This is a genomic window from Nocardioides alcanivorans, from assembly GCF_021555175.1.
Lineage (GTDB): Bacteria > Actinomycetota > Actinomycetes > Propionibacteriales > Nocardioidaceae > Nocardioides > Nocardioides alcanivorans.
On record NZ_JAKGRW010000030.1, the window covers coordinates 1 to 24,085 of the forward strand.

At 62.4% G+C, this 24,085-nt stretch carries 14 protein-coding genes, 6 pseudogenes and 1 riboswitch; of the genes and pseudogenes, 12 read left to right on the forward strand and 8 right to left on the reverse strand.

The features are described from left to right. Nucleotides 1–70 precede the first annotated feature (70 nt). A riboswitch (cobalamin riboswitch) is annotated at nucleotides 71–239 on the reverse strand. A 267-nt stretch (nucleotides 240–506) separates the two neighbouring features. The 3 genes and pseudogenes from L1066_RS15855 to L1066_RS15860 all read left to right on the forward strand — a co-directional run bounded on the left by L1066_RS15855 (nucleotide 507) and on the right by L1066_RS15860 (nucleotide 1,557). Beyond that, a complete protein-coding gene (locus L1066_RS15855; protein WP_235736875.1) occupies nucleotides 507–638 on the forward strand; it encodes a CbtB domain-containing protein in 132 nt (43 codons plus the stop codon). Nucleotides 639–763: 125 nt separating this feature from the next. Next, nucleotides 764–832 (forward strand): annotated as a pseudogene (locus L1066_RS28765) (hypothetical protein); the annotation flags it as partial. A 164-nt stretch (nucleotides 833–996) separates the two neighbouring features. Beyond that, nucleotides 997–1,557, forward strand: a complete 561-nt coding sequence (locus tag L1066_RS15860) for a CbtA family protein (RefSeq protein WP_376707689.1) — start codon at nucleotides 997–999, stop codon at nucleotides 1,555–1,557. 94 nt (nucleotides 1,558–1,651) lie between these two features. Here the strand turns inward: L1066_RS15860 and L1066_RS15865 are convergent, their stop codons facing one another. The 5 genes and pseudogenes from L1066_RS15865 to L1066_RS15910 form a co-directional block, all read right to left on the reverse strand. Next, nucleotides 1,652–2,377 carry a cobalt-precorrin-6A reductase gene (locus tag L1066_RS15865; RefSeq protein WP_235737254.1) on the reverse strand — a complete coding sequence of 242 codons (726 nt, stop codon included), beginning with the start codon at nucleotides 2,375–2,377 and terminating at the stop codon, nucleotides 1,652–1,654. Next, a pseudogene (locus L1066_RS15870) lies at nucleotides 2,374–3,853 on the reverse strand (cobyric acid synthase). The gene L1066_RS15865 and the pseudogene L1066_RS15870 overlap by 4 nt, the downstream one beginning before the upstream one ends. Next, entirely contained in the window at nucleotides 3,850–4,590 is a 741-nt protein-coding gene (gene cobF / locus L1066_RS15875) for a precorrin-6A synthase (deacetylating) (RefSeq protein ID WP_235737255.1), read from the reverse strand. The pseudogene L1066_RS15870 and the gene cobF overlap by 4 nt, the downstream one beginning before the upstream one ends. Continuing rightward, nucleotides 4,587–7,821 (reverse strand): annotated as a pseudogene (gene cobN, locus L1066_RS28770) (cobaltochelatase subunit CobN). Before cobN ends, cobF begins: the two are co-directional and overlap by 4 nt. Nucleotides 7,822–7,850: 29 nt before the next feature. Continuing rightward, nucleotides 7,851–8,192, reverse strand: coding sequence for a hypothetical protein (locus L1066_RS15910; protein ID WP_235737259.1), 342 nt, complete (start codon nucleotides 8,190–8,192; stop codon nucleotides 7,851–7,853). Nucleotides 8,193–8,354: 162 nt separating this feature from the next. Between L1066_RS15910 and L1066_RS15915 the strand changes: the two are divergent. Beyond that, nucleotides 8,355–8,911, forward strand: a pseudogene (locus tag L1066_RS15915) (histidine phosphatase family protein). An 8-nt stretch (nucleotides 8,912–8,919) separates the two neighbouring features. Here L1066_RS15915 and L1066_RS15920 read toward each other — a convergent pair. Next, complete coding sequence (locus L1066_RS15920) at nucleotides 8,920–11,235, reverse strand: thiamine pyrophosphate-binding protein (RefSeq protein ID WP_235737260.1); 2,316 nt, start codon at nucleotides 11,233–11,235, stop codon at nucleotides 8,920–8,922. 144 nt (nucleotides 11,236–11,379) lie between these two features. On the opposite strand from L1066_RS15920, the gene L1066_RS15925 reads away from it, so the two are divergent. Together L1066_RS15925 and L1066_RS15930 are read left to right on the forward strand one after the other, a co-directional pair. Beyond that, nucleotides 11,380–11,877: an Lrp/AsnC family transcriptional regulator gene (locus L1066_RS15925; RefSeq protein WP_235737261.1), complete on the forward strand. Its 498-nt coding sequence runs from the start codon at nucleotides 11,380–11,382 to the stop codon at nucleotides 11,875–11,877. 499 nt (nucleotides 11,878–12,376) lie between these two features. Further along, complete coding sequence (locus L1066_RS15930) at nucleotides 12,377–13,936, forward strand: HNH endonuclease signature motif containing protein (protein ID WP_235737262.1); 1,560 nt, start codon at nucleotides 12,377–12,379, stop codon at nucleotides 13,934–13,936. Nucleotides 13,937–14,295: 359 nt separating this feature from the next. Here L1066_RS15930 and L1066_RS15935 read toward each other — a convergent pair whose 3' ends face one another. Next, the gene (locus tag L1066_RS15935) at nucleotides 14,296–15,045 is read right to left on the reverse strand and encodes a class I SAM-dependent methyltransferase (RefSeq protein WP_235737263.1); all 750 of its coding nucleotides are present in this window, start codon (nucleotides 15,043–15,045) and stop codon (nucleotides 14,296–14,298) included. Between the two features lie 203 nt (nucleotides 15,046–15,248). Here L1066_RS15935 and L1066_RS15940 point away from each other — a divergent pair, with 203 nt between their 5' ends. The 6 genes and pseudogenes from L1066_RS15940 to L1066_RS28775 all read left to right on the forward strand — a co-directional run. Continuing rightward, entirely contained in the window at nucleotides 15,249–16,058 is an 810-nt protein-coding gene (locus tag L1066_RS15940; protein ID WP_235737264.1) for a sigma-70 family RNA polymerase sigma factor, read from the forward strand. A 33-nt stretch (nucleotides 16,059–16,091) separates the two neighbouring features. Next, nucleotides 16,092–17,531, forward strand: a complete 1,440-nt coding sequence (locus L1066_RS15945; protein WP_235737265.1) for a SpoIIE family protein phosphatase — start codon at nucleotides 16,092–16,094, stop codon at nucleotides 17,529–17,531. A gap of 25 nt (nucleotides 17,532–17,556) precedes the next feature. Further along, nucleotides 17,557–18,291 carry an acyltransferase gene (locus tag L1066_RS15950; RefSeq protein ID WP_235737266.1) on the forward strand — a complete coding sequence of 245 codons (735 nt, stop codon included), beginning with the start codon at nucleotides 17,557–17,559 and terminating at the stop codon, nucleotides 18,289–18,291. Between the two features lie 44 nt (nucleotides 18,292–18,335). Continuing rightward, nucleotides 18,336–19,103 (forward strand): DsbA family protein, encoded by a 768-nt coding sequence (locus tag L1066_RS15955; protein ID WP_235737267.1) that lies wholly within the window; start codon nucleotides 18,336–18,338, stop codon nucleotides 19,101–19,103. A gap of 3 nt (nucleotides 19,104–19,106) precedes the next feature. Beyond that, nucleotides 19,107–19,751, forward strand: coding sequence for an ABC transporter ATP-binding protein (locus L1066_RS15960; RefSeq protein WP_235737268.1), 645 nt, complete (start codon nucleotides 19,107–19,109; stop codon nucleotides 19,749–19,751). Between the two features lie 830 nt (nucleotides 19,752–20,581). After that, nucleotides 20,582–20,650, forward strand: a pseudogene (locus L1066_RS28775) (aspartyl-phosphate phosphatase Spo0E family protein); the annotation flags it as partial. A 3,040-nt stretch (nucleotides 20,651–23,690) separates the two neighbouring features. Here L1066_RS28775 and L1066_RS28780 read toward each other — a convergent pair. Further along, nucleotides 23,691–23,810, reverse strand: a pseudogene (locus L1066_RS28780) (cold-inducible protein YdjO-related protein); the annotation flags it as partial. Nucleotides 23,811–24,085: the final 275 nt, after the last annotated feature.

The following is a 24,085-nucleotide window of genomic DNA, read 5'->3' on the forward strand; positions in this document are numbered from 1 at the left end:
TTGTACTTCGTTCAGTTTCAATTACAGGTGTTTAACTTCAGTTCACCACCGTGACTTCAGGAACAGCATCTGGTAGGTGTTTCGTTGCGCCGCTTCATGACTTCCGGGTCTGCACCCAGTGGTCCCGATGCCTGCGCATCGGTGTGGTCGTCGAACTCCACGCTCACAGTGGCGAGGGCCGCGCCGGTCTTCCACCGGCTTCCCGTGCACCACGGCAACGGCAACGTACCAGTTCGCGGGACTGGTTCCGGCGGCGGTTCGCGGGGCGTATCGTGACGTCAGCGAATGCCATGGAAGTCGGTGTGAATCCGGCACAGTCGCGCTGCTGTGACACCGCCCGGGCGGTGAAGTCAGACCCAGGCGTTCGTCCAACTCACCCAACCAGGGCGCATCACCCTGAGGAGAACAATGTCGCAGAATGCTGCCGCGCCGATCGCCGGCGCCGAATTCCCCACTGTCGAATTGCCCACCGTCGACCTGCGCGAACTCGCCCCTGGGCGTTCTTCGTGGGGCTGCTCGGGCTGCTGGTCATCTTCTTCGTGAGCGCCGACCAGGGCGCGATCTCGATCCCGGCCGGCACTGCGATCCACGAGTGGGTCCACGATGGTCGTCACCTGCTCGGCTATCCCTGCCACTGAGGCTCGCCGACCCTGAGTACCTGCCGCTCGTGATCGGGCGGCTTCCGGCCGACCCCTGACGTGGGGTGTCGACCCGCCGTGCCGTCGCACGGCCTCCTTGACGACCACAGAATCTGGAATCACACGTGAACGCACGAACTTTCCTGGTCCGCGGGCTGCTCGCGGGCCTCATTGCAGGCATCTTCGCCTTCATCGTCGGCTACACGATCGGAGAACCGCCGATCGAGACCGCCATCGGACTGGAGGAGGCGGCCGCAGCGCCCGCCGACACCGAGGGACACGCACACGCGGAGGAAGAGGGGAGCACGGTCACACCGACGAAGCGGGCGGCCACAGCCACGGCGAGGAGGAGGGCGGCATCTCCCGGTCCACGCAGAAGACCTGGGGGCTGGCGACCGCGACCATCGCGGTCGGTCTGGCCCTGGGCGGCATTGTCGCGCTGGTCGCGGCGGCAGTCGCGGGGCGCCTGGGACGGCTCTCCGTCGTCGGCTCGACCGCGCTGGTCGCCGCGTTGGGTTTCTTGGCCTTCTCGCTCGTCCCGTTCCTGAAGTACCCCGCTGCGCCGCCCGCGGTCGGCAGCGGCGACACGATCGGTGAGCGGACGTCGTACTACTTCGTCTTCGTCTTGATCTCCATGGCGGCAGTCGTCGTGGCGGCGCTGCTCGGGCGTCGGATCGCGGCTGCGAAGGGCGCCTATCTCGGCGTCGTCACCGGAGGGGTCCTCTACGTCGCGGTGGTGGCTGTGGCGGCGGCGCTGATGCCGACCGTCAACGAGCTCGGCGACTTCCCGGCCGATGTGCTGTGGGAGTTCCGGGTCTCCTCCGTCCTCACCCTGGCTGCCCTGTGGGGCGCGCTCGGCCTCTCCCTCACCTGGATGCTGGCCCGACCCCTCACTCAGAACGCGCGAACCTTCAGCTAGAACGCGCGAACCTTCAGTTGGAACGCGCGAACCCTCACCAAGAGCACGCGAAGCCGCGGGAGCGCTCGACCTTCCGCGGCTTCGCGTGGGTGGGTCAGCGGTGGGAGAGCACCCAGGCCAGCGCAAGCTCCACCGCATGGACGACCCGTGCCCGGGGATCTGGAACTGGGCGTTCGACCACCACCACGGGGACGCCCAACTGGGCGGCGGCTTGCATCTTGGGCCAGGTGAAGGTGCCGCCGGAGTCCTTGGTCACCAGTACGTCGCAGCGATGCTCGCGCATGAGCGTGAGGTCGCCGTCGAGCGTGTAGGGGCCGCGGCTGGTGACGAGTCGCCAGGGCGTCGGAAGCGTGATGTCGGGTACGTCGACCACGCGCGCCAGGACCGATGCCTCACCCAACGCATGGGTGAAGCGGGCGAGCTCTTGGCGACCCACGGTGATGAAGGGCCGGCAGCCCAGCGCCGCTGTCCGTGAGGCCGCTTCCTCGTGGGTGGCGACGTAATGCCACGCCGGGTCCGGCTCCCAGCCAGGACGCTCGAATCGGAGCAGGGCCACGCCCTCGGCTGTGCAGGCTGCCACGGCGTTGGCGCTCATGCCTCGGGCGAAGGGGTGGGTGGCGTCGACGACGAGGTCGTAGTCGGCCAGGGCGGCCCGGAGCCCGTCGACGCCGCCGAACCCACCGATCCGTACCGGGCCCACGGGGAGCCGGGGCCGTGCCACGCGACCGGCGAGGGACGACGTCACGTCGATCCCGGCGTCGACCAGCAGCCGGGCCAGCTCGCGGGCCTCGCCGGTGCCGCCCAGCAGCAGCACCCTCATCGGCGCTCACCCACCGTCAGCGTCGGGAGGGACTGCGGTGCGCCGTCACGGGCGAGCGCCAGGAGGGCCTCCACGTCGAGGTACTCCTCGACCAGGTCGGCGAGCACCTCCATCCGGCGCTCCCGCGCGGCGGGGAAGCTGACCCCGGAGGGCTCGAGCCCTGCCACCTCCCGCAGGAAGGCAGCACGGAAGGCATCGCCCTCGAGGCTGCCGTGCCACATGGTGCCGAAGACCTGCCCCGACCGCGCCCCGCCCAGGAACTCGTCGGCGGAGGGCTCGCGGATGATCCGGCCATGATGGATCTCGTAGCCTCCCGCCGCGGCACCCAGAGCCTCGCCGCTGGGTAGCCGGAGCGCCTTCTCAGCAGCGAAGGTCGTTGTCACCGGCAACAACCCCAGACCTCGGGCGCTGGCCCCCGTCACGCCCTCCACCCCGTCCGGGTCGTGGATCTCGGTGCCGAGCATCTGGAATCCGCCACAGATCCCCAGCAACGGGCGACCAGCGGCCACATGCGCCTCGATCGCGAGGTCGAGCCCGCGGGAGCGCAGCCAGGCCAGGTCGGACAGCGTCGCCCGGGTGCCGGGGAGCACCACGAGGTGGGCGTCCGCCAGGTCGCGTGGGTCGGAGACGAAGACGACGTCGAGAGCGGGTTCGAGGCCGAGCGCGTCGACGTCGGTGAAGTTGCTGACCCGGGGAGCCGGATGACGGCCACCCGGATCCGTGCGCTCTCGGGGTTGCGGCGCCCCTCGAGATCGAGCGCGTCCTCGGAGTCCAGCCACAGGTCCGGGTGCCACGGCAGGACGCCGTGCACCGGGCGGCCGGTGAGCGTCTCGAGCTGTTGGAGGCCGGGGCGCAGCAGCCCGAGGTCGCCGCGGAACTTGTTGACCACGAAGCCGGCGATCAGCGCCTGGTCAGCGGGTTCGAGCAGTGCGAGGGTGCCGAACATGGACGCGAAGAGGCCACCTCGGTCGATGTCGCCGACGACCACCACGGGCAGGTCGGCGTGCCTGGCGAGTCCCATGTTGACGTAGTCGCTCGACCGCAGGTTGATCTCGGTCGGGCTCCCGGCGCCTTCGGCCACCACCACGTCGAAGCGGGAGGCCAGGTCGTCGTACGCCGCGTGCGCTGCGGCCGCGAGGTGGCGCCGGCCGGTCGCGAAGTCGGTGGCCTCCACCTCACCTGCGGGTTGGCCCATGACCACGACATGGCTGCGCCGGTCGGAGCCGGGTTTGAGGAGCACCGGGTTCATGGCGGGCTCGGGCGTCACCTGTGCGGCCCGCGCCTGCACCCACTGGGCCCGGCCGATCTCCGCCGTCCTGCCGTCGGTGCCCTGGCACACCATCGAGTTGTTGGACATGTTCTGCGCCTTGTAGGGCGCGACACGCACCCCCGACGGGCGAAGGCACGGCACAGGCCGGTGGTGACCACGGACTTGCCGGCATCCGACGTGGTGCCGGCAACCAGGAGGCCGCTCACGACTTCTCCGACGGAGCGCGCAGGAGGTAGGCGTCCATCACCCAGCCGGCCCGATCGCGGGCCCGATCCCTGGCAGCACGGATCTCTGGCAGCACGCCGCCCACGCTGCCGGCGACGAGCTCCTCACCATCGGTGCCGAGGTTGGCGCCCCACCAGATCCGCCAGTCGGGCAGGGCATCGAGTGTCGTCAGACTGGCCTCGGAGGCGAGCATCACCAGGACGTTGCGCTCGCCCGCGTCGAGTGCCTCGGGCAGCCGCCGGGCCGTGGTCACGTGCACCGGCTGCCCCACCTCGTGGAGCACGATGCGGTGACGGGCGGCGAGCAGCTGTGGTGCGCTGATGCCGGGTACGACGTCCCACGTCAGGTCGATCCGTGCGGCCAGTTGGTCGATGATCCGCAGCGTCGAGTCATACAACGACGGATCGCCCCAGACGAGGAAGCCAGCGGTGCCACGCCGCTGCTCAAGCACGTTGGCGAATGCCTCCACTCGGGCGTGGTGCCATGCCTTCACCGCCCCCGGATAGTCGGCCGGGTCGTCGCGATCGCGCTCAGGGTCGGCGACCTCCACGAGCTCCACGCCGTGGGCGGCACAGATGCGGCGGCGCACGTCGAGCAGCTCGTCGCGCTCGCCCTTGCGGACCGCGAGCACGTAGTCGGTCGCGGCAAGGGCGGCGACAGCCTCACCGGTGAGGTGGTGCGGGCCCATGCCGAAACCGACCACGTGCACGTGGGTCACTTCTCGTCGTCCTCCAGGTCACCCTCGACGTCGAGGTAGACCTTCTGCAGCTGTGACAGGGTCTCCGCATCGGGCTCGGCCCACAGCCCACGCTCGGCGGCCTCGTGGAGCCGCTCGACGATGCCGCGCAGCGCCCAGGGGTTCGACGTGCGCAGGAACTCCTGGTTGGTCTCGTCCAGCACGTAGGAGTTGGCGAGGGACTCATACATCCAGTCGTGCACGACCCCAGCCGTCGCGTCGAAGCCGAAGAGGTAGTCGACGGTCGCGGCGAGCTCGAAGGCCCCTTGTAGCCGTGGCGCTGCATGGCGGCGATCCATCTCGGATTCACGACCCGGGCGCGGAACACCCGGTTCGTCTCCTCCTGGAGGGAGCGGGTCCGCACGGAGTCCGGCGACGTCGAGTCGCCGACGTACGCCCTGGGGTCGGAGCCGGTGAGAGCGCGGACGGTGGCCACCATGCCACCGTGGTACTGGAAGTAGTCGTCGGAGTCGGCGATGTCGTGCTCGGCGCTGTCGACGTTCTTCGCGGCCACCTTGATGCGTCGGTAGGCCGTGCGCATGTCATCGGCCGCCGCGACACCGTCGAGACCGCGGCCGTAGGCGAAGCCGCCCCAAGCGGTGTAGACCTCGGCGAGGTCGTTGTCGTCGCGCCACGTGCCCGATTCCACGACCTGCAGGATGCCGGCGCCGTAGGAGCCCGGCTTGGAGCCGAAGATGCGGGTGGTCGCCCGTCGCTGGTCACCGTGCTCGGCGAGGTCGGCGCGCGCGTGGGCCCGGACGTAGTTCAGCTCGTCGGGTTCGTCAAGCTCGGCGACGAGCTGTACGGCGTCGTCCAGCATCGCGACCACGTGGGGAAGGCGTCGCGGAAGAAGCCGGAGATGCGCACCGTGACGTCGATGCGTGGCCTGCCGAGCTCGGCGAGATCGATCGGGACGAGGTTGTTGACGCGCCGCGACATCTCGTCCCACTCGGGGCGGACCCCGAGCAGCGCGAGCACCTCGGCGACGTCGTCTCCGGACGTGCGCATCGCGCTGGTGCCCCAGACCGAGAGCCCGACAGAGGTGGGGTGTTCGCCGGTCTCCTCGAGATAGCGCGCGATCAGCGAATCGGCCATCGCCTGACCGGTCTGCCACGCCAGCCGCGACGGGATCGCCCGTGGGTCGACGGTGTAGAAGTTGCGGCCCGTCGGCAACACGTTGACCAGTCCGCGCAGTGGCGAGCCGGACGGCCCGGCGGGGACGAAGCCGCCCGCGAGGGCATGCAGCAGCGCGTCCATCTCGTCGGTCGTGCGCGCGAGCCGGGGGACGACCTCGGTTGCGGCGAAGGCGAGGGCCGCACGCACCGCAGGGTCGGCGTGGAGAGCGTCGACCGTGGCCGGGTCCCAGTCGGCCTCGGCGAGTGCGGTGACGAGTCGCCGCGCCTCGGCCTCGAAGGCATCGACCTCGGGCGTGCTGGCCCCGTCACGCAGACCGAGCGCGGCACGCAGACCGGGCACGGCGTTGCCGACCCCGCCCCACACCTGGGAGGCACGGAGCACGGCGAGCACCAGGTTGACCAGCGCCTCCCGGAAGGCGCCTGCCCCAGCACGTGGAGGCCGTCGCGGATCTGGACGTCCTTGATCTCGCAGAGCCAACCGTCGACGTGCAGGATGAAGTCGTCGAACTCCTCGTCGTCGGGGCGTTCATCGAGCCCGAGGTCGCGGTGCAGCTCGGCGGCCTTCATCAGCTGCCAGATCTCGCCGCGGATCGCCGACAGTTTGGCCGGGTCCATGGCGGCGATGTTGCCGTATTCGTCGAGGAGCTGCTCCAGACGGGCGATGTCGCCGTACGTCTCGGCACGGGCCATGGGCGGGATGAGGTGATCGATGATCGTGGCGTGCGCGCGACGTTTGGCCTGGGCGCCCTCGCCGGGGTCGTTGACGAGGAACGGGTAGAAGAGCGGGAGGTTGCCGAGGACGGCATCGGTCCCGCACTCCGCCGACAGCGCCGCGTTCTTGCCGGGCAGCCACTCCAGGGAGCCGTGCTTGCCCACGTGGATCACCGCGTCGGCACCGAATCCGCCGTCGGCGCTGGGAGCCTCCAGCCAGCGATAGGCGGCCAGGTAGTGGTGGGTCGGCGCGAGGTCGGGGTCGTGATAGATCGCCACCGGGTTCTCGCCGAAACCGCGGGGCGGCTGGATCATCAGCACCACGTTGCCCGCGACCAGGGTGGCGAGCACGATCTCGCCGGCGTCGTTGACGAAGAGCGAGCCCGGGGCCTCGCCCCAAGCCGCGACCATGTCGTCACGCAGCGCTTGGGGAGGTGCGCAGTCCAGCGCTGGTACTGCTCGCTGCTGATTCGCGTGTGGGCGTCGGTCAGTTGGCCGGAGGTCAACCACTCCTCGTCCTGGCCGCCGGCGGCGATCATCGAGTGGATGAGGGCGTCGCCGGCCTCGGTGTCGTCGTCGAGGTCGAGGCCCGGGATGGCGCCAGGGGCACCCAGGTCGTAGCCCGCGTCGCGGAGTCGGCGAAGCAGCCGGATCGTCGACACCGGGGTGTCGAGGCCGACCGCGTTGCCGATCCTCGAGTGCTTGGTGGGATAGGCGGAGAGGACGACCGCGACCTTCTTCTCCGCGTTCGGCACGTGCCCGAGCCGGGCGTGGTTGACGGCAATGGCGGCGACCCGGCGGCAACGCTCCGGGTCGGCCACGTAGCGGGGAGCCCGTCCGTGTCGATCTCCTTGAAGGAGAAGGGGGCAGTGATGATGCGGCCGTCGAACTCGGGGATGGCGATCTGGTTGGCCGAGTCGAGCGGCGTCACCCCGTCGTCGTTCGCCTCCCACTCCTCACGGCTGCTGGTGAGGCAGAGTCCTTGCAGCACGGGGATGTCGAGGGCGGCGATGCGTTCGACGTCCCAGGTCTCGTCGTCGCCACCGGCGCTCACCGAAGCAGGCACGCTGCCGCCGGCCGCGAGCACGGTGACGACCAGTGCGTCCAGGTCGCCGAGGGCGTCGAAGAGGTCGTCGGGTGCGCTGCGCAGCGAGCCGGCGAAGACCGGCACCCCGATGGCCTGGCCGGTGGCGTCGACGGCATCGGCCAAGTCGTTGGCGAACGTCGTGTTCCCGCTGGCGTGGTGGGCGCGGTAGAAGAGGATGCCGACCTTGGGGAGGGTGGGGTCGGCCGGGGGCTTGCGTTCGACGAGGCCCCAGGAGGGGATGGCTGTCGGCGGCTCGAAGCCCTCACCGGTGAGCAGCACGGTGTCGGAGAGGAACGCGTGCAGCTGGGTCAGGTTGTCCGGTCCCCTTCTGAGAGGTAACGGTGGGTCTCGGCGGCGACGCCGATCGGAACGGTGGAGAGCTCCATCAGTTCGGCACTCGGCTGCTGCTCGCCGCCGAGGATGACGAGAGGGGTGCCAGCGGCTCGTACGTCGCCGAGACCGTCCCACAGGTCGTGCGGCGAGCCGAGGTGGCGGACGACGACGAGATCGGCACCGTCGATCATCGAGCGGAGCTCGTCGCCCGTGGCCCTGGCCGGATTGGCGAGCGAGAAGCTCGCCCCGCTGGCGCGGGCCGACAGCAGGTCGGTGTCGGACGTCGAGAGAAGACAGATCTGTGCGGACGCGGCCACGGCCGGGTTCCTCCTCCGGGGTTCTCGCCCCGTGTAGCGGTCGGATCACCTTCGGTCCAGTGTCTGGCTGCAGACCCCGAAGGGTCTGGATCACAGTGGCGGAACCGCCCCGGAGTCTCACCGGGTTCCTGCAGCGAAGGCGTCCGTGCAGCCTACGTGAGAATGGGGATCGTGCAGCAGGTGGTCTATCTCGTGAGGCATGGCGAGTCGGAGTGGAACGTGCAGGGACTCACCCAGGGACAGATTGCGCATCCGCGGCTCACGGCCTCCGGGCGGGAGCAGGCCGAGGTGGTCGCCGCCGAACTCCTTGCCCGAACCGGACCGGACGCGACGTGGGGCCGTGTCGTCGTCAGTGACCTCGCGCGGGCACACGAGACGGGGAAGTCGTCGCTGCGCGCCTGGGTCTGCCGTTGGAGGTCGACCCCCGACTGCGCGAGCGTCACCTGGGCGAGTGGCAGGGCCGCGACTACGCGCTGGCCTCGGCCTGGCTGGCAGCGGATCCCGACCCACGCCGTCGGCCAGTCGGCGGGGAGTCCGCAGCCGAGGTGCGCGTTCGTGCGCTCGCTGTCCTGGGCTCGTTGGACAGGGCTGTCGTGAACGTCGTCATCACCCACGGTGAGGTGCTCAGGTCACTCACCCACCCCACGACCGGGGCGTACGGCGCGGGGTGGGCTGGCGTCGTACCGAACGGTGCGGTGCTGGAGTGGTGCGGGGCCTGACCTGGCTGTCAGCGACCGAGGAGCCCCAGTGCGGTGTCCACGACGGTCGCGGTGTCGATGCCGTGCAACGCGTAGGCATCCGCGAGGTCGGAGGACTGGCCGAAGTCGGTGACGCCGAGGTTGCGGGAGCGGTCGCCGCGAATCCCGCCCAGGAACGACAGCGTGTGCGGGTGGCCGTCCATGACGGTGACCAGCGGTGCTGCACGGGTCGCCGGGAAGAGGATGTCGGCGATGTCGGAGCCGCGGCCCTGGGAGGAACGGAAGACGAGGTCGGGGCTGGTGAGGCAGACCACGCCGGCGGTGACTCCGAGCTGCGCGAGGTTCTCGGCCGCGGCCAGCACCTCGGGCATGACGGCTCCCACTCCGACGAGCGTGATCTCCTCGGAGGCAGGGGAGTGGTCGGTGATGCGGTAGCCCCCGGCCACGGCGTGGCGACGACGGCGCTCGAGCAGTACCGGATCCTCGGGGAGCGCGGCCGCGGTCGGGTCGATCGGACGTGTCGAGAGCCGGAAGTACGACGACGTACCGCCGGGAACGCCGACCTTGCCCATCGCCTCGAGCATGCACCACTCCAGGTCCTGCGCGAAGGCCGGCTCCCACGCCGTGCAACCGGGTTGCTCCAGCCCGATGGAAGGTGTGGTGATCGACTGATGAGCACCGCCTTCGGGGGAGAGCGTGACACCCGACGGCGTGCCGACGATGATCGACTGGCCGCCGGCATAGATGCCGAACGACCACGGCTCGAGGGCGCGGGAGATGAACGGGTCGTAGATGGTTGCGATCGGGATCAGCCGCTCGCCCCAGCGCGACCACGTGGCGCCGAGTTCACTCAACAGGCCGACGAGGTTGACCTCGGCGATGCCCAGTTCGATGTGCTGGCCGCTGCTGACCTCCTGCCAGCGCAGCACCCGTTGGCTGTCGTCGGCGAACCAGTCGAGACGATCGGTCACCGACCACACGCCGGTCTTGTTGATCCAGCCGCCGAGGTTGGTCGATGAGGCGACGTCCGGGCTGCAGGTCACCACGCGCGCTGCCGTCGCTGGGGCGTCGCGAGTGAGGTCGGTAAGGAAGCGCCCGAGCGCTGCCTGCGTGGAGATCGGAGCGCGGTGTGCCCGGGCGAGGGTCGTGGGCAGGGCGTCGGGCGCCGGCGACTCGATCGGCGTACGACGCAGCGCCTCCTGACGATCTGCGCAGAGCAGTGCGGCCGCCGAGCCCGGCTCGAACCGCTGCCACGGGTCCGATGCGTCGGCGCCGACAGAGTCGGCCAGAGCGCGGACCTGGTCCTCGGTCAGGAGTGCGGAGTGGTTGTTGGGGTGGCCCTCGGTGGGCAGCCCGCGGCCCTTGATGGTGTAGGCGAAGATCACCGTCGGACGGGTGGAGTCGACCTTGTCGTAGGTGTCGAGGAGCAGGTCGATGTCGTGGCCACCGAGATCGCGGATGGCCCGGGTCAGCTCGGTGGTGTCGAGTGAGTTCACCAGGGTCCGCAGCGCTGGGGAGGCGTGGGCTCCGAGCAGCCGTTCCGCCACGTCGGCCGGCTCGGCACGCAGCATGCGCTGGTACTCCTCGTTGGGCATCTGCTCCAGGCGGACGCGCAGGTCCTCGCCCCCGGGGCGTTGGAAGAGCTGCATGATGGCTCGGCCCCACTTGAGCGTCATGACCTGCCAACCGGCGGCTTCGAACATGCTCTGGAGGCGGTTGATCTGGACGTCCGGGACGACCCGATCGAGGGACTGGCGGTTGAGGTCGACGATCCACATCAACTCGCCCATCTTGGCGACTGCAGGATCGATGACGGCCTCCCAGACCGCTCCCTCGTCGAGCTCGGCATCGCCGAGCAGGCTGATGAAGCGTCCGGCCTCGGGAGTGGTGCTGAACTGGGACGAGAGATAGCGGTGCGACATGGCCGCCCACAGGGGCGCGGTGGCGCCGATCCCGACCGAGCCGGTGGAGAAGTCGACGGTGTCGGGGTCCTTGTGCCGGCTGGGGTAGGACTGGAGGCCGCCCTTGGCGCGTAGCGTGGTCAGGTACTTCTCATCGAGGTCGCCGATCAGGTAGTTGATCGCGTGCAGCACGGGGGATGCGTGCGGCTTCACCGAGACCCGGTCATGGCGGGTCAGCCCCGCGAACCACAACGAGACCATGATGTCGACCATCGACGCAGACGAAGCTTGGTGCCCGCCGACCTTGATGCCGCTCGTGTTGGGGCGCTCGTTGTTGGCGGCGTTGACGATCGAGGTGGCGAGCCACAGCACCTTCTGTGAGATCTCCCGGAGATCCGGCTTGACGATTGCCTGGGGCCAGGCGTCGGGTGTGGTCCGTGTCATCGCTGTTCACTCGTTCCGGCTGGGTACGTCGGGTGTCGGGGACAGTCTCGTGAGGGCCGTCACGCACGGCAACGGTTGAGCGCGAGAAGTGTCCAACGCGCAGGAATCGACTCGTTGTGGCCGTGATTCGGGCATGATGAACGAATGAACACGCACGATGTGAGCGCCGAGCGGTCGTCGGTCAAGCTCGACGATGTCGACCGCGCGCTGCTCGATCTGCTGCGCGTCAACGCGCGCATGCCGATCAGCGAACTGGCCCGGGCGGTGAACCTGTCCTCGGCTCCCGTGAGTCGACGCATCGATCGTCTCGAGCGAAGTGGCGTGATCCGTGGATACGTCGCGGTCATTGACGAGCGTGCCGCCGGCGAGCTCCACGCGTTCACCGAGATCCGTCTCAACGGTGACGTGGAGACGGGGGAGCTGGAGGGGGTGCTGCGGGAGATGGACGAGGTCCAGAGCATCTTCACCATCGCCGGCGACCCCGATGTCCTGGTCCGTTGGCGGGTGAGCGACGTCGACCACCTCCAGCGGGTGGTGAACGGGATCCGTCGCACCGGCAAGACCAGCGGCACCAAGACCCTCATCGTCATGTATGACTGGACCCGCGGCGAACAGCTGGCCCTCCCCACCCACGTCGACTGACAGCCACAAGCTGAGTGGTCCCCACCCGCCGCCTCCACCCGAGGTCGACCCTCGCGTCGCCCACCCGGAGGTCGAGACCGTTTGTTGGTCGAGCCTGTCGAGACCCAGCCGCCGTTGGTCGAGCCTGTCGAGACCGTTCGTTGGTCGAGCTTGTCGAGACCGTTCGTTGGTCGAGCTTGTCGAGACCGCCCGTTGGTCGAGCTTGTCGAGACCCAGCCGCCGTTGGTCGAGCCTGTCGAGACCGGTTCGGAGGTCGAGCTTGTCGAGACCACCCCGCCGCCCACCCCCGTTGGTCGAGCTTGTCGAGACCACCCCGCGGCCCACCCGGAGGTCGAGCCTGTCGAGACCACCCCGCGGCCCACCCGGAGGTCGAGCCTGTCGAGACCGGTTCGTTGGTCGAGCCCGCCGAGACCTCGTTCCGGCAGTGCGGCCGGTGGTTGTCCACAGCCTGAGTCCCGGTGCCCCGGGTTGTGTCGGAGCCAAATGTTGGACTGGTTCCATGATCGAAATCGACGCCCGCCACCAGCCCTACGAGGTCTCTGACCTCGATGGCGGGACCCTGCTTGGTTTCATGGCCGAGAACCGCGTCGTGGAACTCAAGATGGTCCGCAGCAAGCTGCGGTTGGCTTATCAGTGGGCGATCATGCACCCACCGTCCCCCGACAAGCCGAAAGCAGTGGTGGGTGACGAGACCCTGTTCCCCACCGACTGTGAGCAGGCGATCTCGGGTGACGGCACCCCTGATGTCGCGTTGTTCGCGGTCGAGGAACTCGCCGCATCAGGTGCGATCTCGCGTGCTGCCGGGTTCGCGTTGGTCGCCGACGCCCTGGACCTGGTGCACCGGTTGCCGAATCTGTGGGCCAAAGTCGAGGCCCTGGAGATGCCGGGGTGGAACGCCCGCCGCGTCGCCCTCCTCACCCGCAAACTGTCGTACGCCGCTGCACGCTGGTTCGACGACCACCTCGCTGCCACCGGCCTGTCGGGGTGGCCCACGATCGAGAAGTGGTTGGCGATGGCGATCGCCAAGTTCCACCCCGAGCTGGTGAAGGACCCCACCACGCCGAGGGGGAAGGCTGATTGGGGTGTGTGGCTGCACCACCCCCACGCCGGACACGAAGAAGGAGCCGGCGGCATCGCCGGCACCTCCGAGCTCCAAGCCGTCGGTGACTCCTTGGATCTCACCAGGTTCATGGACTTGTTGTCAGTCGAGGCCGAGACGATGCGGCGCCTGGGTGACACCGACGACGTGAACCAGCGGCGTGCGAAGGCGATCGGGCGGCTCACCGACGACACCGAACAACCCACACTCACCTACACCACCCTCACCACCACCGACAGCGCCACCCACGGCGACAGCAGCAGCACCGACAGCACCGGCATCGGTACCGGCGGCGCCGGCAGCGCCTCGTCCGCCGTTGCGGCGGCGGGTGGCGAGCCGGTGCTGGGCAACCCGGTGCTGGGCAAGCCGGGGGTCGGGGTGAAGCCGGGTCGATTGGCCACGACACCGGGCCCGTTCGGACGCCGTCGTGGTTTGCGGGTGATGGCCCACGTGAACCTGGCGGACCTGTTCGCATTGGGCCTCGACCCCCACGAGTTGGGGTTGGACGGAGACGGCATCGTCTCCACCGACCGGCTCGGGCAGATCCTCACCACCCAACTACGCGACTGGCTCACCCGTCACGGTTCCCTTGCGACCATCACCCCGGTCGTGGATTTGAACCGCACCGATGCAGTGGATCGACATGATCCACCCGAATGGATGGACACCCTCGTCCGACTCCGTGACCCACACTGTGTGTATCCCAACTGTGAACGTTCCAGCTGGGACGCCGACCTCGACCACATCGACCCGTATCTCCCACTTGGTGAGGGTGGTCCACCAGGGCAAACCCGGCCCGAGAACCTCGCGCCGTTGTGTCGACGTCACCACCTGATGAAAACCCACGGTAAGTGGCGCTACCGACGAACCCGGGACGGAACCTATATCTGGACCAGCCAGCACGGCAGGACCTGGCTGGTCACACCCCAAGGCACCCACGACACCAGCCAGCCCGGCTGAGCACCACCCACCAGAAGCAGCGCCTGCCAAACAAGCACCACCCGCCCACCCCGGGAGAACACACGCTCTCCCGGGGCACAGGCACGCCCACACATCGGAGGCAGGTCTCGACAAGCTCGACCAACGGCATACGGACGCGACCAGCGGCGTACTGGCTCGAGCGGCGGGGTGCGGCAGTGGTCTCGGCCGGCTCGGCTGGCGGGGATGCCATGGGCTCGCGAACAGGATCCCGGTGGTCGAGCCTGTCGAGACCAGCTCTGCCCCGCGGGGAAAGGTCTCGACAAGCTCGACCAACGGCATACAGGCTCGACCAAGGAACAGGGCTCGAGCGGCGGGGCGGCGGCGGGTGTTGGCTGACCTCAGGGCTTGAGGGTGCGGTAGGCGTGTGTCACATAGGGCACGTCGATGACCGCATGCCCGACTGCTCCGATCTCGTCGAGCAACTCGCGGAGGCCCGCTTCGATGCGAGCGCGGACGTCATCGGGTGCCGTGATGACGAAACTTCGCGACCGCGCCATCGTCAGCAGCGAGTCGCGTGTCATCGGCCGGGTCCAACGCCACTCTGCGTGTTCGAGGGTCCCGAACGGTGGACCAACCGTCGGGCCTCCGGTGGCCAGCATCTCCTCTGCGTGGCTGCCGTGCATCACCTCGGTGAGCCTGCGTACCCACGGCTCGGACTCGTCGCGGATGTTCCAGACGAGACCGAGCACGCCGCCGGGACGCAGCACGCGCCCGACCTCGTCGGGCCCGGCGACCGGATCGACCCAGTGCCATGCCTGCCCGAGGACGACGGCATCGAGCGACGCGTCGGGCAGCGGCAACGCCTCGGCAGTGCCGACGAAGGTGGGGATCCCCGGCACGGTTTCGCGCAGCTGGGCCAACATTGCTGCGTCCGGGTCGATCGCCACCAGCTCACTCGTCACCTCGGCGGCGACACGGGTGAGCTTGCCCGTGCCAGCGCCGACGTCGGCCACCCGCATGGGCTCGCCGGGCATCGCCACTGGCTCAAGCATCCACGTGACGCTCTCGGCGGGATAGTCGGGCCGACCGACTTCGTAGGCTCCTGCCATCTGCCCGAACGACGTCGACATCTCCTCGCGACTGGCCATCGGATCAGGGTACGTCGCTTCGAGGCCGCCACAAGGTTCGCTCCGCCCCGCGACCCACCCGGGGGTGGCCTTGACCGGACTTGTTCGTTACGGTCGAAGTGCCGCACGGAGTTCGTCGTCCCCGTGGCGACGACGTGCAGAACAAGTCCCATCCTCGCTGTTGGCAACGGCGGGCCAGGCAAGATTCCCCCAAGGAGACTTCCATGGCACGCAACATCAAGGAACACGCGCAAGGACTGTCCCGTCAGGAACGGCAGCGCCTCACCGCGACCCTCCTCCGGCAGGCTGCTGAGACCCCGGAGCCAGAGGCCCACAAGGAGCTGATCGACCGCGTCGTGGTCGCCAACATCCCGGTGGCCCGAAGCATCGCGTCTCGCTATCGTTCGCGGGGCATTCCGACTGAAGACCTCGAGCAGGTCGCCTGCGCAGCCCTCGTCCGGGCAGCCCAACGCTTCGATCCGTCCCGCGAGCGCGACTTCCTCTCCTACGCGGTCCCCAGCATCCGCGGTGAGTTGCGCCGACACTTCCGCGACCTGGGATGGACCGTGCGCCCGCCGCGTCGCGTGCAGGAGATCCAGTCGCAGGTCGTCGAGACCCGCGAGGCGCTGCGGGCCGAGGACGGCCACACACCCAGTGACGCTGTCATCGCTGACCACCTCGACGTCGAACCCGACGCGGTGACCGAGGCGCTGCAGGCAGAGGGCTGCTTCACCCCGACCTCCCTCGATCTCCCGGTTGGCATCGACGGTTCGATGAACCTCGGTGAGCTCCTCGTCGACGACGAGGTCGACCGCGACACGTCCGCCGCCGAGGCGCGCGTGCTGCTGCGTCCCGTCGTACGTCGACTGCGCCCGCGCGACCAGCGCCTGCTCCGCATGCGCTTCGTCGAGGAATGCACCCAGCAGGAGATTGCCGACGAGTTCGGCGTCACGCAGACGCAGGTATCCCGCCTGCTCTCGCGGGTACTGAAGGAGATGAGGGAGTCGATCGGGGAAGTCGCCCCGACCGGTTGAACCACGAGCGGCCGACGGCCGGGGAGGGGGACCGTGATCACCACTCCCACCGACCTCCAGATCCCCCATCGTCTGCCCGTCGTGCCGGGCGTGGTGCTCCACGGCAGCTATCTGCTCACCGACCGCGAACCGTGCGAGCGCGGTGACACCCTCGAGGCGTTCGTGCTCCCCGACCAGAAGTTGGCCCTGGTGGTCGCCGACGTGGTGGGTCATGGTCTCGCCGCGTCGATGGCGGTGGCGCAGGTGCGCGCAGTGCTCAGGGAGCGACTCGTCGCCGGTGTCGGCCTCGTGGCGGCAGCGACCGCGGTCGACACCTTCTTGCGCCACGTGCCGGAGCTGGGCGGGGTCACTGCCTGCGTGGTGCTGCTCGACCCGACCACCGGTGTCGCGGAGTACGTCGCTGCTGGGCACCCTGGCCCGGTGGCGGTTGCTCCCGACGCGAGTGTGTGGCGCCCGGAGCCGCATCCCTGTCCGCCGCTCGGACTGGGCGCTTCCGGACAGTTGCCCCACGTCGGAACGCATCAGCTCGCGGGCCACGACCTGCTCCTGCTGCACACCGACGGGGTGAGCTCCGGCGATGCTCACTTCGACGTCGCGGTGGCGCAGGCTCTCGAAGCCGCCGCGCACGAGGCCGACCCGGCTGCGCGGATCGACGCCCTCTGCTCGGAACTCCTCGTCTCGTTGGTGCCGGACGTCGGGCTCACGGACGACGCCGTACTGCTCGGGGCACTGCGGATTCCGCAGCCCGTCTCGATGGCGGCGCTGTTGCCCGCGTCCCGCGCCAGCATCGGCAGTGTGCGCAGCGAGCTCGACCACTGGCTCGACGAGGTCGGTGCCGGGCTGCTGGACCATGCATCCCTGGTCCAGGCCGTCGACGAGATCACCACCAATGTCGTCGACCATGCCTACCCCGTCCGCGATGGGATGTTGCGGGCCGGGGCCCGCCTGGAGCGCTCCGGCAGGGCGATCGTGACCGTCACCGACCGCGGGACCTGGCCCGCCGGGGAGCCCCACGGCCACGGCATGACGATGGCAGCAGCCCTCACTGACTCCTTCCGCGTCGAGCGGGGTGTCGACAGCAACACGGTGGAGATGTGCCATGAGCTCTCTCGGTCGGTGAATCTCCTCGAGGCCGTGCCCGTTGCTCCGGCTCGGGACGCCGAGTGGGAGACCGAGCTCGAGGTCGACAGCGGACCGGGCTGGGTCTCGGCCAGCGGACCCGTCGACGATCTCTCGTGCGAACTCTTCCGGACCGCACTCACGAAGGCGAGTGAGGGCGGTCAGCCTCGGGTGGTCGTCGACCTGACGGCAGTCAGCAGGTTGGCGAGTCCCGGCGTCCAGGCGCTGCACGAGTTGTGCGACGCGGGCACGGAGGCGAGCCGCGACGTCGTGGTCATCGCGATCGAGGATTCGCTGGTCGCGCGGGTGCTCACGGTCACGGCCGTCCCGCATCGGACGATCGACCCATTCTGATCCCGGAGTGGCTACGCTCCACTCCGTGCCCCTGCTGCGAACGTTGCTGAGTCCACCGCTGCACGCCCTCCTCAGGGGCGTCGAATGGGTTGGCGAGATCACTCCGGGGACCCGCCGCGCCGCCGGCTTCGGCACCTTCGGGGCGAGCAGTTGCATCGGATTCCCGCAGGCAACGGTGCTCGGTGAACGATCCATCCACATCGGCACCGAGACACTGATCGGACGCCACGTCACCCTCACGGTCGGGTACGGCGTGGGCGACACCAACGTGCCTGAGCGCGGTCTGGTCATCGGTGACCGCTGCGTGATCGGTGCTCGGTGCACGCTCACCGCGCACGAGTCGATCGAACTCGGCGATGACGTGTGGTTCGGACAGGACGTCTTCGTCTCGGACGCCAGCCACGGCTACCAGGACCCGGCCGTCCCGATCGGTCAACAGCTCGGAATGCACCAACCCGTCGCCATCGGCTCCGGCTCATGGATCGGTCACGGTGCCATGGTCCTTCCCGGCACCGTCATCGGTCGCAACGTGGTCGTCGGCGCGGGTTCCGTCGTACGTGGCGAGATCCCCGACCATGCGGTGGTGGCCGGCATTCCGGCACGGGTCGTTCGACACCTCGAACCGGGCCTGGGCTGGGTCGGCGCTCGGGACGGCGACGTACGACCGATCCGCGACTCCGGCGACCTCGAGCTCCTCGTGCAGGAGCACGAAGCTGCTGAGGCGGCCCGCCGATCCGGCTCGGAGCTGGACACGGCGTGAACACCTCGAACCCGACATTCACCCTCGCCTGATAGGGATATGCCGTGAGCAAATCGCGCAAGCGCCAGAACCAGAACGTCCAGCAGCGTCGTACGACGACTCGGCCCACCGTGGTCGGCAGCGACCAAGCAGCCGCCTCGCTGAAGAAGCAGAAGGCGGCGCAGCAACGCAAGTCGATGGCGCCGCGGCTGATCCTGGTCATCGCGCTGATCATCGCGGTGGCCGGTGTCATCTACCTGATCGTCGACAAGGTCACTGGTGACGTGGACGCGCCCGGCATCGGCAAGGTCGAGCAGGAGTTGGTGCTGGGCGACGAGGGTGCCCCGCACGACGTGATCATCTACGAGGACTTCCTCTGCCCGGCGTGCGGCGCCATGGAGCGGTCGTTCGACGGTGCCCTCGCCGACCTCGCCGAGGAGGGCAAGGTGCGGGTCGCCTACCGACCGTTCAACCTGCTCGGTGGCTGGGCCGGCGACGCTGCCGAGGCGTTCGCGGTGGTGCTCGACACCTCGGACACTGAGGTCGCTGCGCAGTTCCACGACCTCCTCTTCGCCAACCAGCCCGGCGAGGGAGGCGACAAGCCCGGCACCGATTGGTTCGTGCAACTGGCCGTCCAGGCCGGCGCCGACGGCGATGCGGTGAAGGCCGGCATCGACGCGGGTGCTGGAGAGCAGTGGGTCAAGGACGCCACTGCCGCAGCGGACGACGCCGGTGTCAACAGCACACCGACGGTGCTGCTCGACGGTGAGGTCTTCGAGGCGTCCAAGGCGCCGGACGACAGGGCGCAGGCACTGCTCGACGAGCTGCGCTGACCGGTGGCGAAGGAGAAGACCTCGGTGCTCCGGGTCCGCGACCTGGAGAAGTCGTTCGGGGAGCACCAGGTCCTGCTCGAGCTGAGCTTCGACGTCCGAGCTGGTCGAGCGGCGGTGCTCGTGGGGCCCAACGGCTCCGGCAAGTCGACCGCTCTCAAGTGCATCACCGGTGCAGACGAACCGGACGCCGGCACGATCGAGGTCCTGGGTGAGCCCTTCACCGAGCTGTCGGCCACCATCCGTGCGGCCACGGCCGTGGTGATGGACGATCTCGACTTCTTTCCCGACCTCACCGTCATCGAGCACCTCGACCTCTTCGCGCGTGCCCACCGGGTTGAGGAGCCGGAAGCCCTTGTCGATGACGTGCTCCGTGAGGTCGGATTGAGCGCGCAGTCCGGTCAGCTACCTGTCTCCCTGTCATCGGGACAACGGCGCCGGCTTGCCCTCGCCAGCGCCTTCGTGCGGCCGCGCCGCCTGCTGGTGCTCGACGAGCCCGAGCAACGACTCGACACCGAGGGGCTCGCGTGGCTGGCCACCCGGCTCAGGACGGAGAAGAAGAACGGCCTGGCGATCCTGTTCGCGAGCCACTCGCCCGAGTTGGTCGAAGCCGTGGCCGACGAAGTGGTGACGCTCGGGAGGGAGTCCTGACCACCGAGGCCGCCGAACTCCGTTCGTGGATCCGTCTGAAGCAGCGCACGAAAACTTGACGTAACTTAGTTTCTGAAGTCATTGTACTTCGTTGATTATCAGGGGTGCGACGCCAGGATATACGCCTACCGTGACTTCTCGCAAGGCAGAAGTAGTCCGTTTTTCGTGCGCCGCTTCATCGTTTTAAATGAGTTATCGAAATTTAGTAGTATTTATCGAGCAAGATCGCATCATGGTTGGTGGGCATTCCGCCACTTGCCGCGATAATGTGTAGATTTAGGACATAGATCTGTTCAACACGAGGATACGTCGCGCTAAAACTAGTATACGTATAGAGCTAGCCAAAAGCTCAAGCTGAATACGGAAATAACTTTGCTCACTATAGATCGATTACCTTTAATTCAATCGACGTGCAAATATTTTACCAACTGAAAATATATTTTGGATAAGACTATATTGAATTCTGATTGGGATTTGGTCACTGTATTTAAATTCTCATATGATATGTTTTAATCATATACAGAAGCTCCAAATTATAAAGATTATCACATTAGAAAGTTCCGTTATGTTATTAATTCTTGAATGAACGTTAATGATCTGTAAAAGGAAGTTTAGTCGTTTTACTTGTTGTAGTATATTATTTACTTTTCAAATATGTAAGATTTTACATGTATTTACTTTTACTAATTATGTAGAGTAGGCTATACTGAAATACATACATTTTATTTTTGGAGAGATGTAAAACGACGCTGGAACTAACGAAAGTGGAAGAAGTAATTGAAATAAAAAAGAAGAACTTTTACTCTTTAGTATCGGATTAACTAGGTCAACATGAAAAAGTATTGGCATTGAGTCAAGAACTAGACAAATTAATCAATTACTTTATGTTTTTAAAATAAAGAGAACTATGACGGGGTTGAAATGTTATAAGTTCTTTTTATTAGGTAATTTGAAAATATATTAAAATATATTGTCAATTTCTTACAGAATGCACGCTTTAGTCGAATATAAGGACTTTTATTTAATAAAAGGAATTATTAATTGTATCGGTTAGGAGCGCAGCACATATAGAAAACAGTTGTTGTTATCGGTGGAGGTATAACAGGACTTTCTACTATTTTATTTAGAAAAAGAATTAAAAGGATTATAATATCGATTTAAATTTAATTCTTATTGAGAAAAGAAAAGTATTTGAGGTGGTAAATCCATAGTGTGGAAAGAAAAGGTTTCATTAGCGAGTCAGGGGCGGATTCAGTAATTCAACCATGAAAACTTAGTTTGTGTTATACTAACTTGTAAAAGATTTAAATTTAGAAAATAAATGGTATATAATAAACGAATATTTTCATATATATTGAAAACATGGCTACACATAATTCCTTCTGATACTATATTTGGGATACCGATGAGTGCCCGGTCGTTGTTTAGCAGTACGCTAGTCTCAACGAAGGGAAAATCATGCTTTAAAAGATTTCATAACGAAAATAAGAGGTTTACGAAAGACCATATGCTCTATTTTAGAAAGCTTTTGAGAAAGAAGTTGATGAAGAGCAAATTGCTCCTGTGCTTTCAGGCGTATATTCGTGATTGAATAGGCTTCCCACAATGGCGTACATTACCGTATTTACTGGTTATAAAAATAAGTATGGAGAAGTATTTTAAGTAAAGGGTTTTGAAGAGAATAAAAAACAATTTCAATCAGCAGAAATAAAAAATTCGTATCATTTAAGGGTGGACTATCTACGACACAATTAATCGCTTAGAAAAATTGCTGACTGAAACTGTCGTAAAAAGGTCTTATAACGACAGCTGTAAGTAAACAAGAAGATCGATATGAGATTTCTTTGCAAATCATGAAACAATACAAGCTGGATGCTTGTTGTTTTAGCAGCTCCACATGATGTAGCGCAAACTTTATTTACAGTCTAATGAGTTAAATGAGCAGTTTAATGCATTTAAACTTCATCTCTTATTAGTATTTATTTAGGATTTGACATACTAGATGAACAACTACCAGCTGACGGTACAGGGTTTATTATGAAAACAGAAAACAGTGATTTACATTGTGATGCTTGTACATGGACAAGTCGAAGATCAGGAAGCATACATCGGGTAAACAAAAGTCTATTAGTTGAATGTTTTATAGAGTATAATCGGTATATGAAACAATCAAAGTTACGTTGAAGAATTGAAGTACGAGCAAGCTTTATATGATATTGAAAAGGATCTCAGATTTAAAGGTGAACCAGAAGTAGTTGAAGTTACAAATTGAGCGATTCTAATGCCGAAATGTCATTTAGAACATCAAGCGGTTCAAGCATTGCAAGAAAAATGATAAATCTTTATTGATAACACTATTTGTGGTACCTCATATTACGAAGAAGATTGTTGGAGATTGGTGCGTGTATTGAAATGGAAAGAATATTGTAATGAAATAATGGCTACATTAAATAAACAAATACTGTAGAATAAATAAGCATTTCCTTCAGCAAAATGAAGGAACAGTTTTTTATTTTTTATTGAATTAAGTTTTATTGTTTTAGCTGTTTTCTTTTATTGTTAATGTACCTATTTCTCCAGATTCTTTAAATGAATACGGTGATAGTTGATAAATATCTTTTATGTCATGTTTTTCTTGTAATTTATCTTATCGGTATTAACACGATATTTGGCTTCCATGTTTCTTGTTTTCTGAAGGATATTCTATATAGAGTATTACCGGATTTTTTAACTGCATTTTTTCAGAACGAATATCGTTGAACTTCTGTGCAATAATTCTTCGGAGGAAATAACCGAATTCGCCTACATTGCAAACAGTGTGGTTTTGATTTTTTTAATTTAATATCTAAATAACTAGGTTGATATGTTACTGCATGATAAATTCCATATGAAAGTGAGGAGTATGGCGATTAAAATACCGATTGAAAATGTCTTAAAGCTATTGCCTTTAAAGTTAGTCATCATAGATGAGTTTAGACTGTGGGTATTTTTTTGCGAATAAAAAATAAGTAATATGAGTAAGAGGGATAAGCCGATAGATACGCCATGAGAATTTTTCACAATAAAATAATATATTAACTATATTTTACCATAAATGTATAGAGGTAGGGTGGATTTGTTTGGAAGGAGAAAATGAAACAAATTTTTTACAGTTCTTTGAAATAATTTGAAATTCGATTTATGGAAATTATAGCGTAATGTTTGAGTAAGTAATCAAATTAATATCAATTCGTGTATATATGAATAAAGAGGAATGCGTCATTAAATGTTTGATTTATGGAACAACTAAGGACTTTACTAATTATACATATTTTTTCTGATATAATGAATGAGTAGAGAAAGGTGATCCTATGGCATTTCTTATCTTCTAGAAACAGAACGCTTGCATTTAGTTGAAATAGAACAATCTTTATTGTCAAAAAAATATAACGAAATCTTTCATTGGATGAGGCTAACGATATTCATTACGGTATGAATTCTTTTACAGGTTTGGACAAGCTTCACGTATGATCGAATCTTTTCCAATGAAAATTACTTTGAGGAAAAAGGCAATGATGAGGTGGGCAAGAAAAGAAACGAACGTTTTAATAGGAACAATTGGACTAAACAATTTACAATTATGGAGTAAACGATCTGAGATTGGATGCGTACCATCCCTCATTATTGGGGAAATGGTTGTATGCGTCGAAGCAGCTCAGAGAAATTATTGATTATAGGTTTAAAGATTTAGGTTTTGTTTTAAATTGGAGCTATTACATATCTCAAAATGTTACTTCTTAGCCAGATATCTAAATCGGCTTTCAAAAGGAAGGTCTATTGCGCGGATATATTCATCAGGAAATAAACTTAACACGATGTGTATATTCTACGTTGCGAACTGATATTGAGGACATAAATTTATAATAAAAAAAACTATGCAATTAGGGTTTTTTGTATAAATTAACCTAATTTAGGTAATAAACGTTCTCTTTTTAATACTACTTTTACATATAAGAGCGTTTCTAGGCTCTTGTGATGAAAGTTCTTTCTCATCCATCCTAAACAATCCTCTGATTCACATTAAACAGAGAGGGTTTGTTCGGGTGGTACTTCTGCTGCATCGTTCTTTCGATTTTGCGATTACATGTAACCGCGCTATTTTTTGTAAAAATTTTTAAATTCCTTTATGATATTGAAAAAGGTTTGTTAACCTTGCTGGTAGCTGCTTTTTGTGTTTGAATACTTATAGCTTTACAACGTTTTTAGCTTGGGAGTCCATGATTTACCTTCTTCAACTTCAGGAAGCTAGCTTCTTGACTGAAGCGGCGCACGAAAAACACTTCACCTTTGCGAAA

Bases quoted from the DNA above. Each gene is read 5' to 3' on its own strand.
- L1066_RS15865 (WP_235737254.1), bottom strand. From the start codon at position 2,377: ATGAGGGTGCTGCTGCTGGGCGGCACCGGCGAGGCCCGCGAGCTGGCC.
- L1066_RS15920 (WP_235737260.1), bottom strand. From the start codon at position 11,235: ATGACACGGACCACACCCGACGCCTGGCCCCAGGCAATCGTCAAGCCG.
- L1066_RS15925 (WP_235737261.1), top strand. From the start codon at position 11,380: ATGAACACGCACGATGTGAGCGCCGAGCGGTCGTCGGTCAAGCTCGAC.
- L1066_RS15930 (WP_235737262.1), top strand. From the start codon at position 12,377: ATGATCGAAATCGACGCCCGCCACCAGCCCTACGAGGTCTCTGACCTC.
- L1066_RS15935 (WP_235737263.1), bottom strand. From the start codon at position 15,045: ATGGCCAGTCGCGAGGAGATGTCGACGTCGTTCGGGCAGATGGCAGGA.
- L1066_RS15940 (WP_235737264.1), top strand. From the start codon at position 15,249: ATGGCACGCAACATCAAGGAACACGCGCAAGGACTGTCCCGTCAGGAA.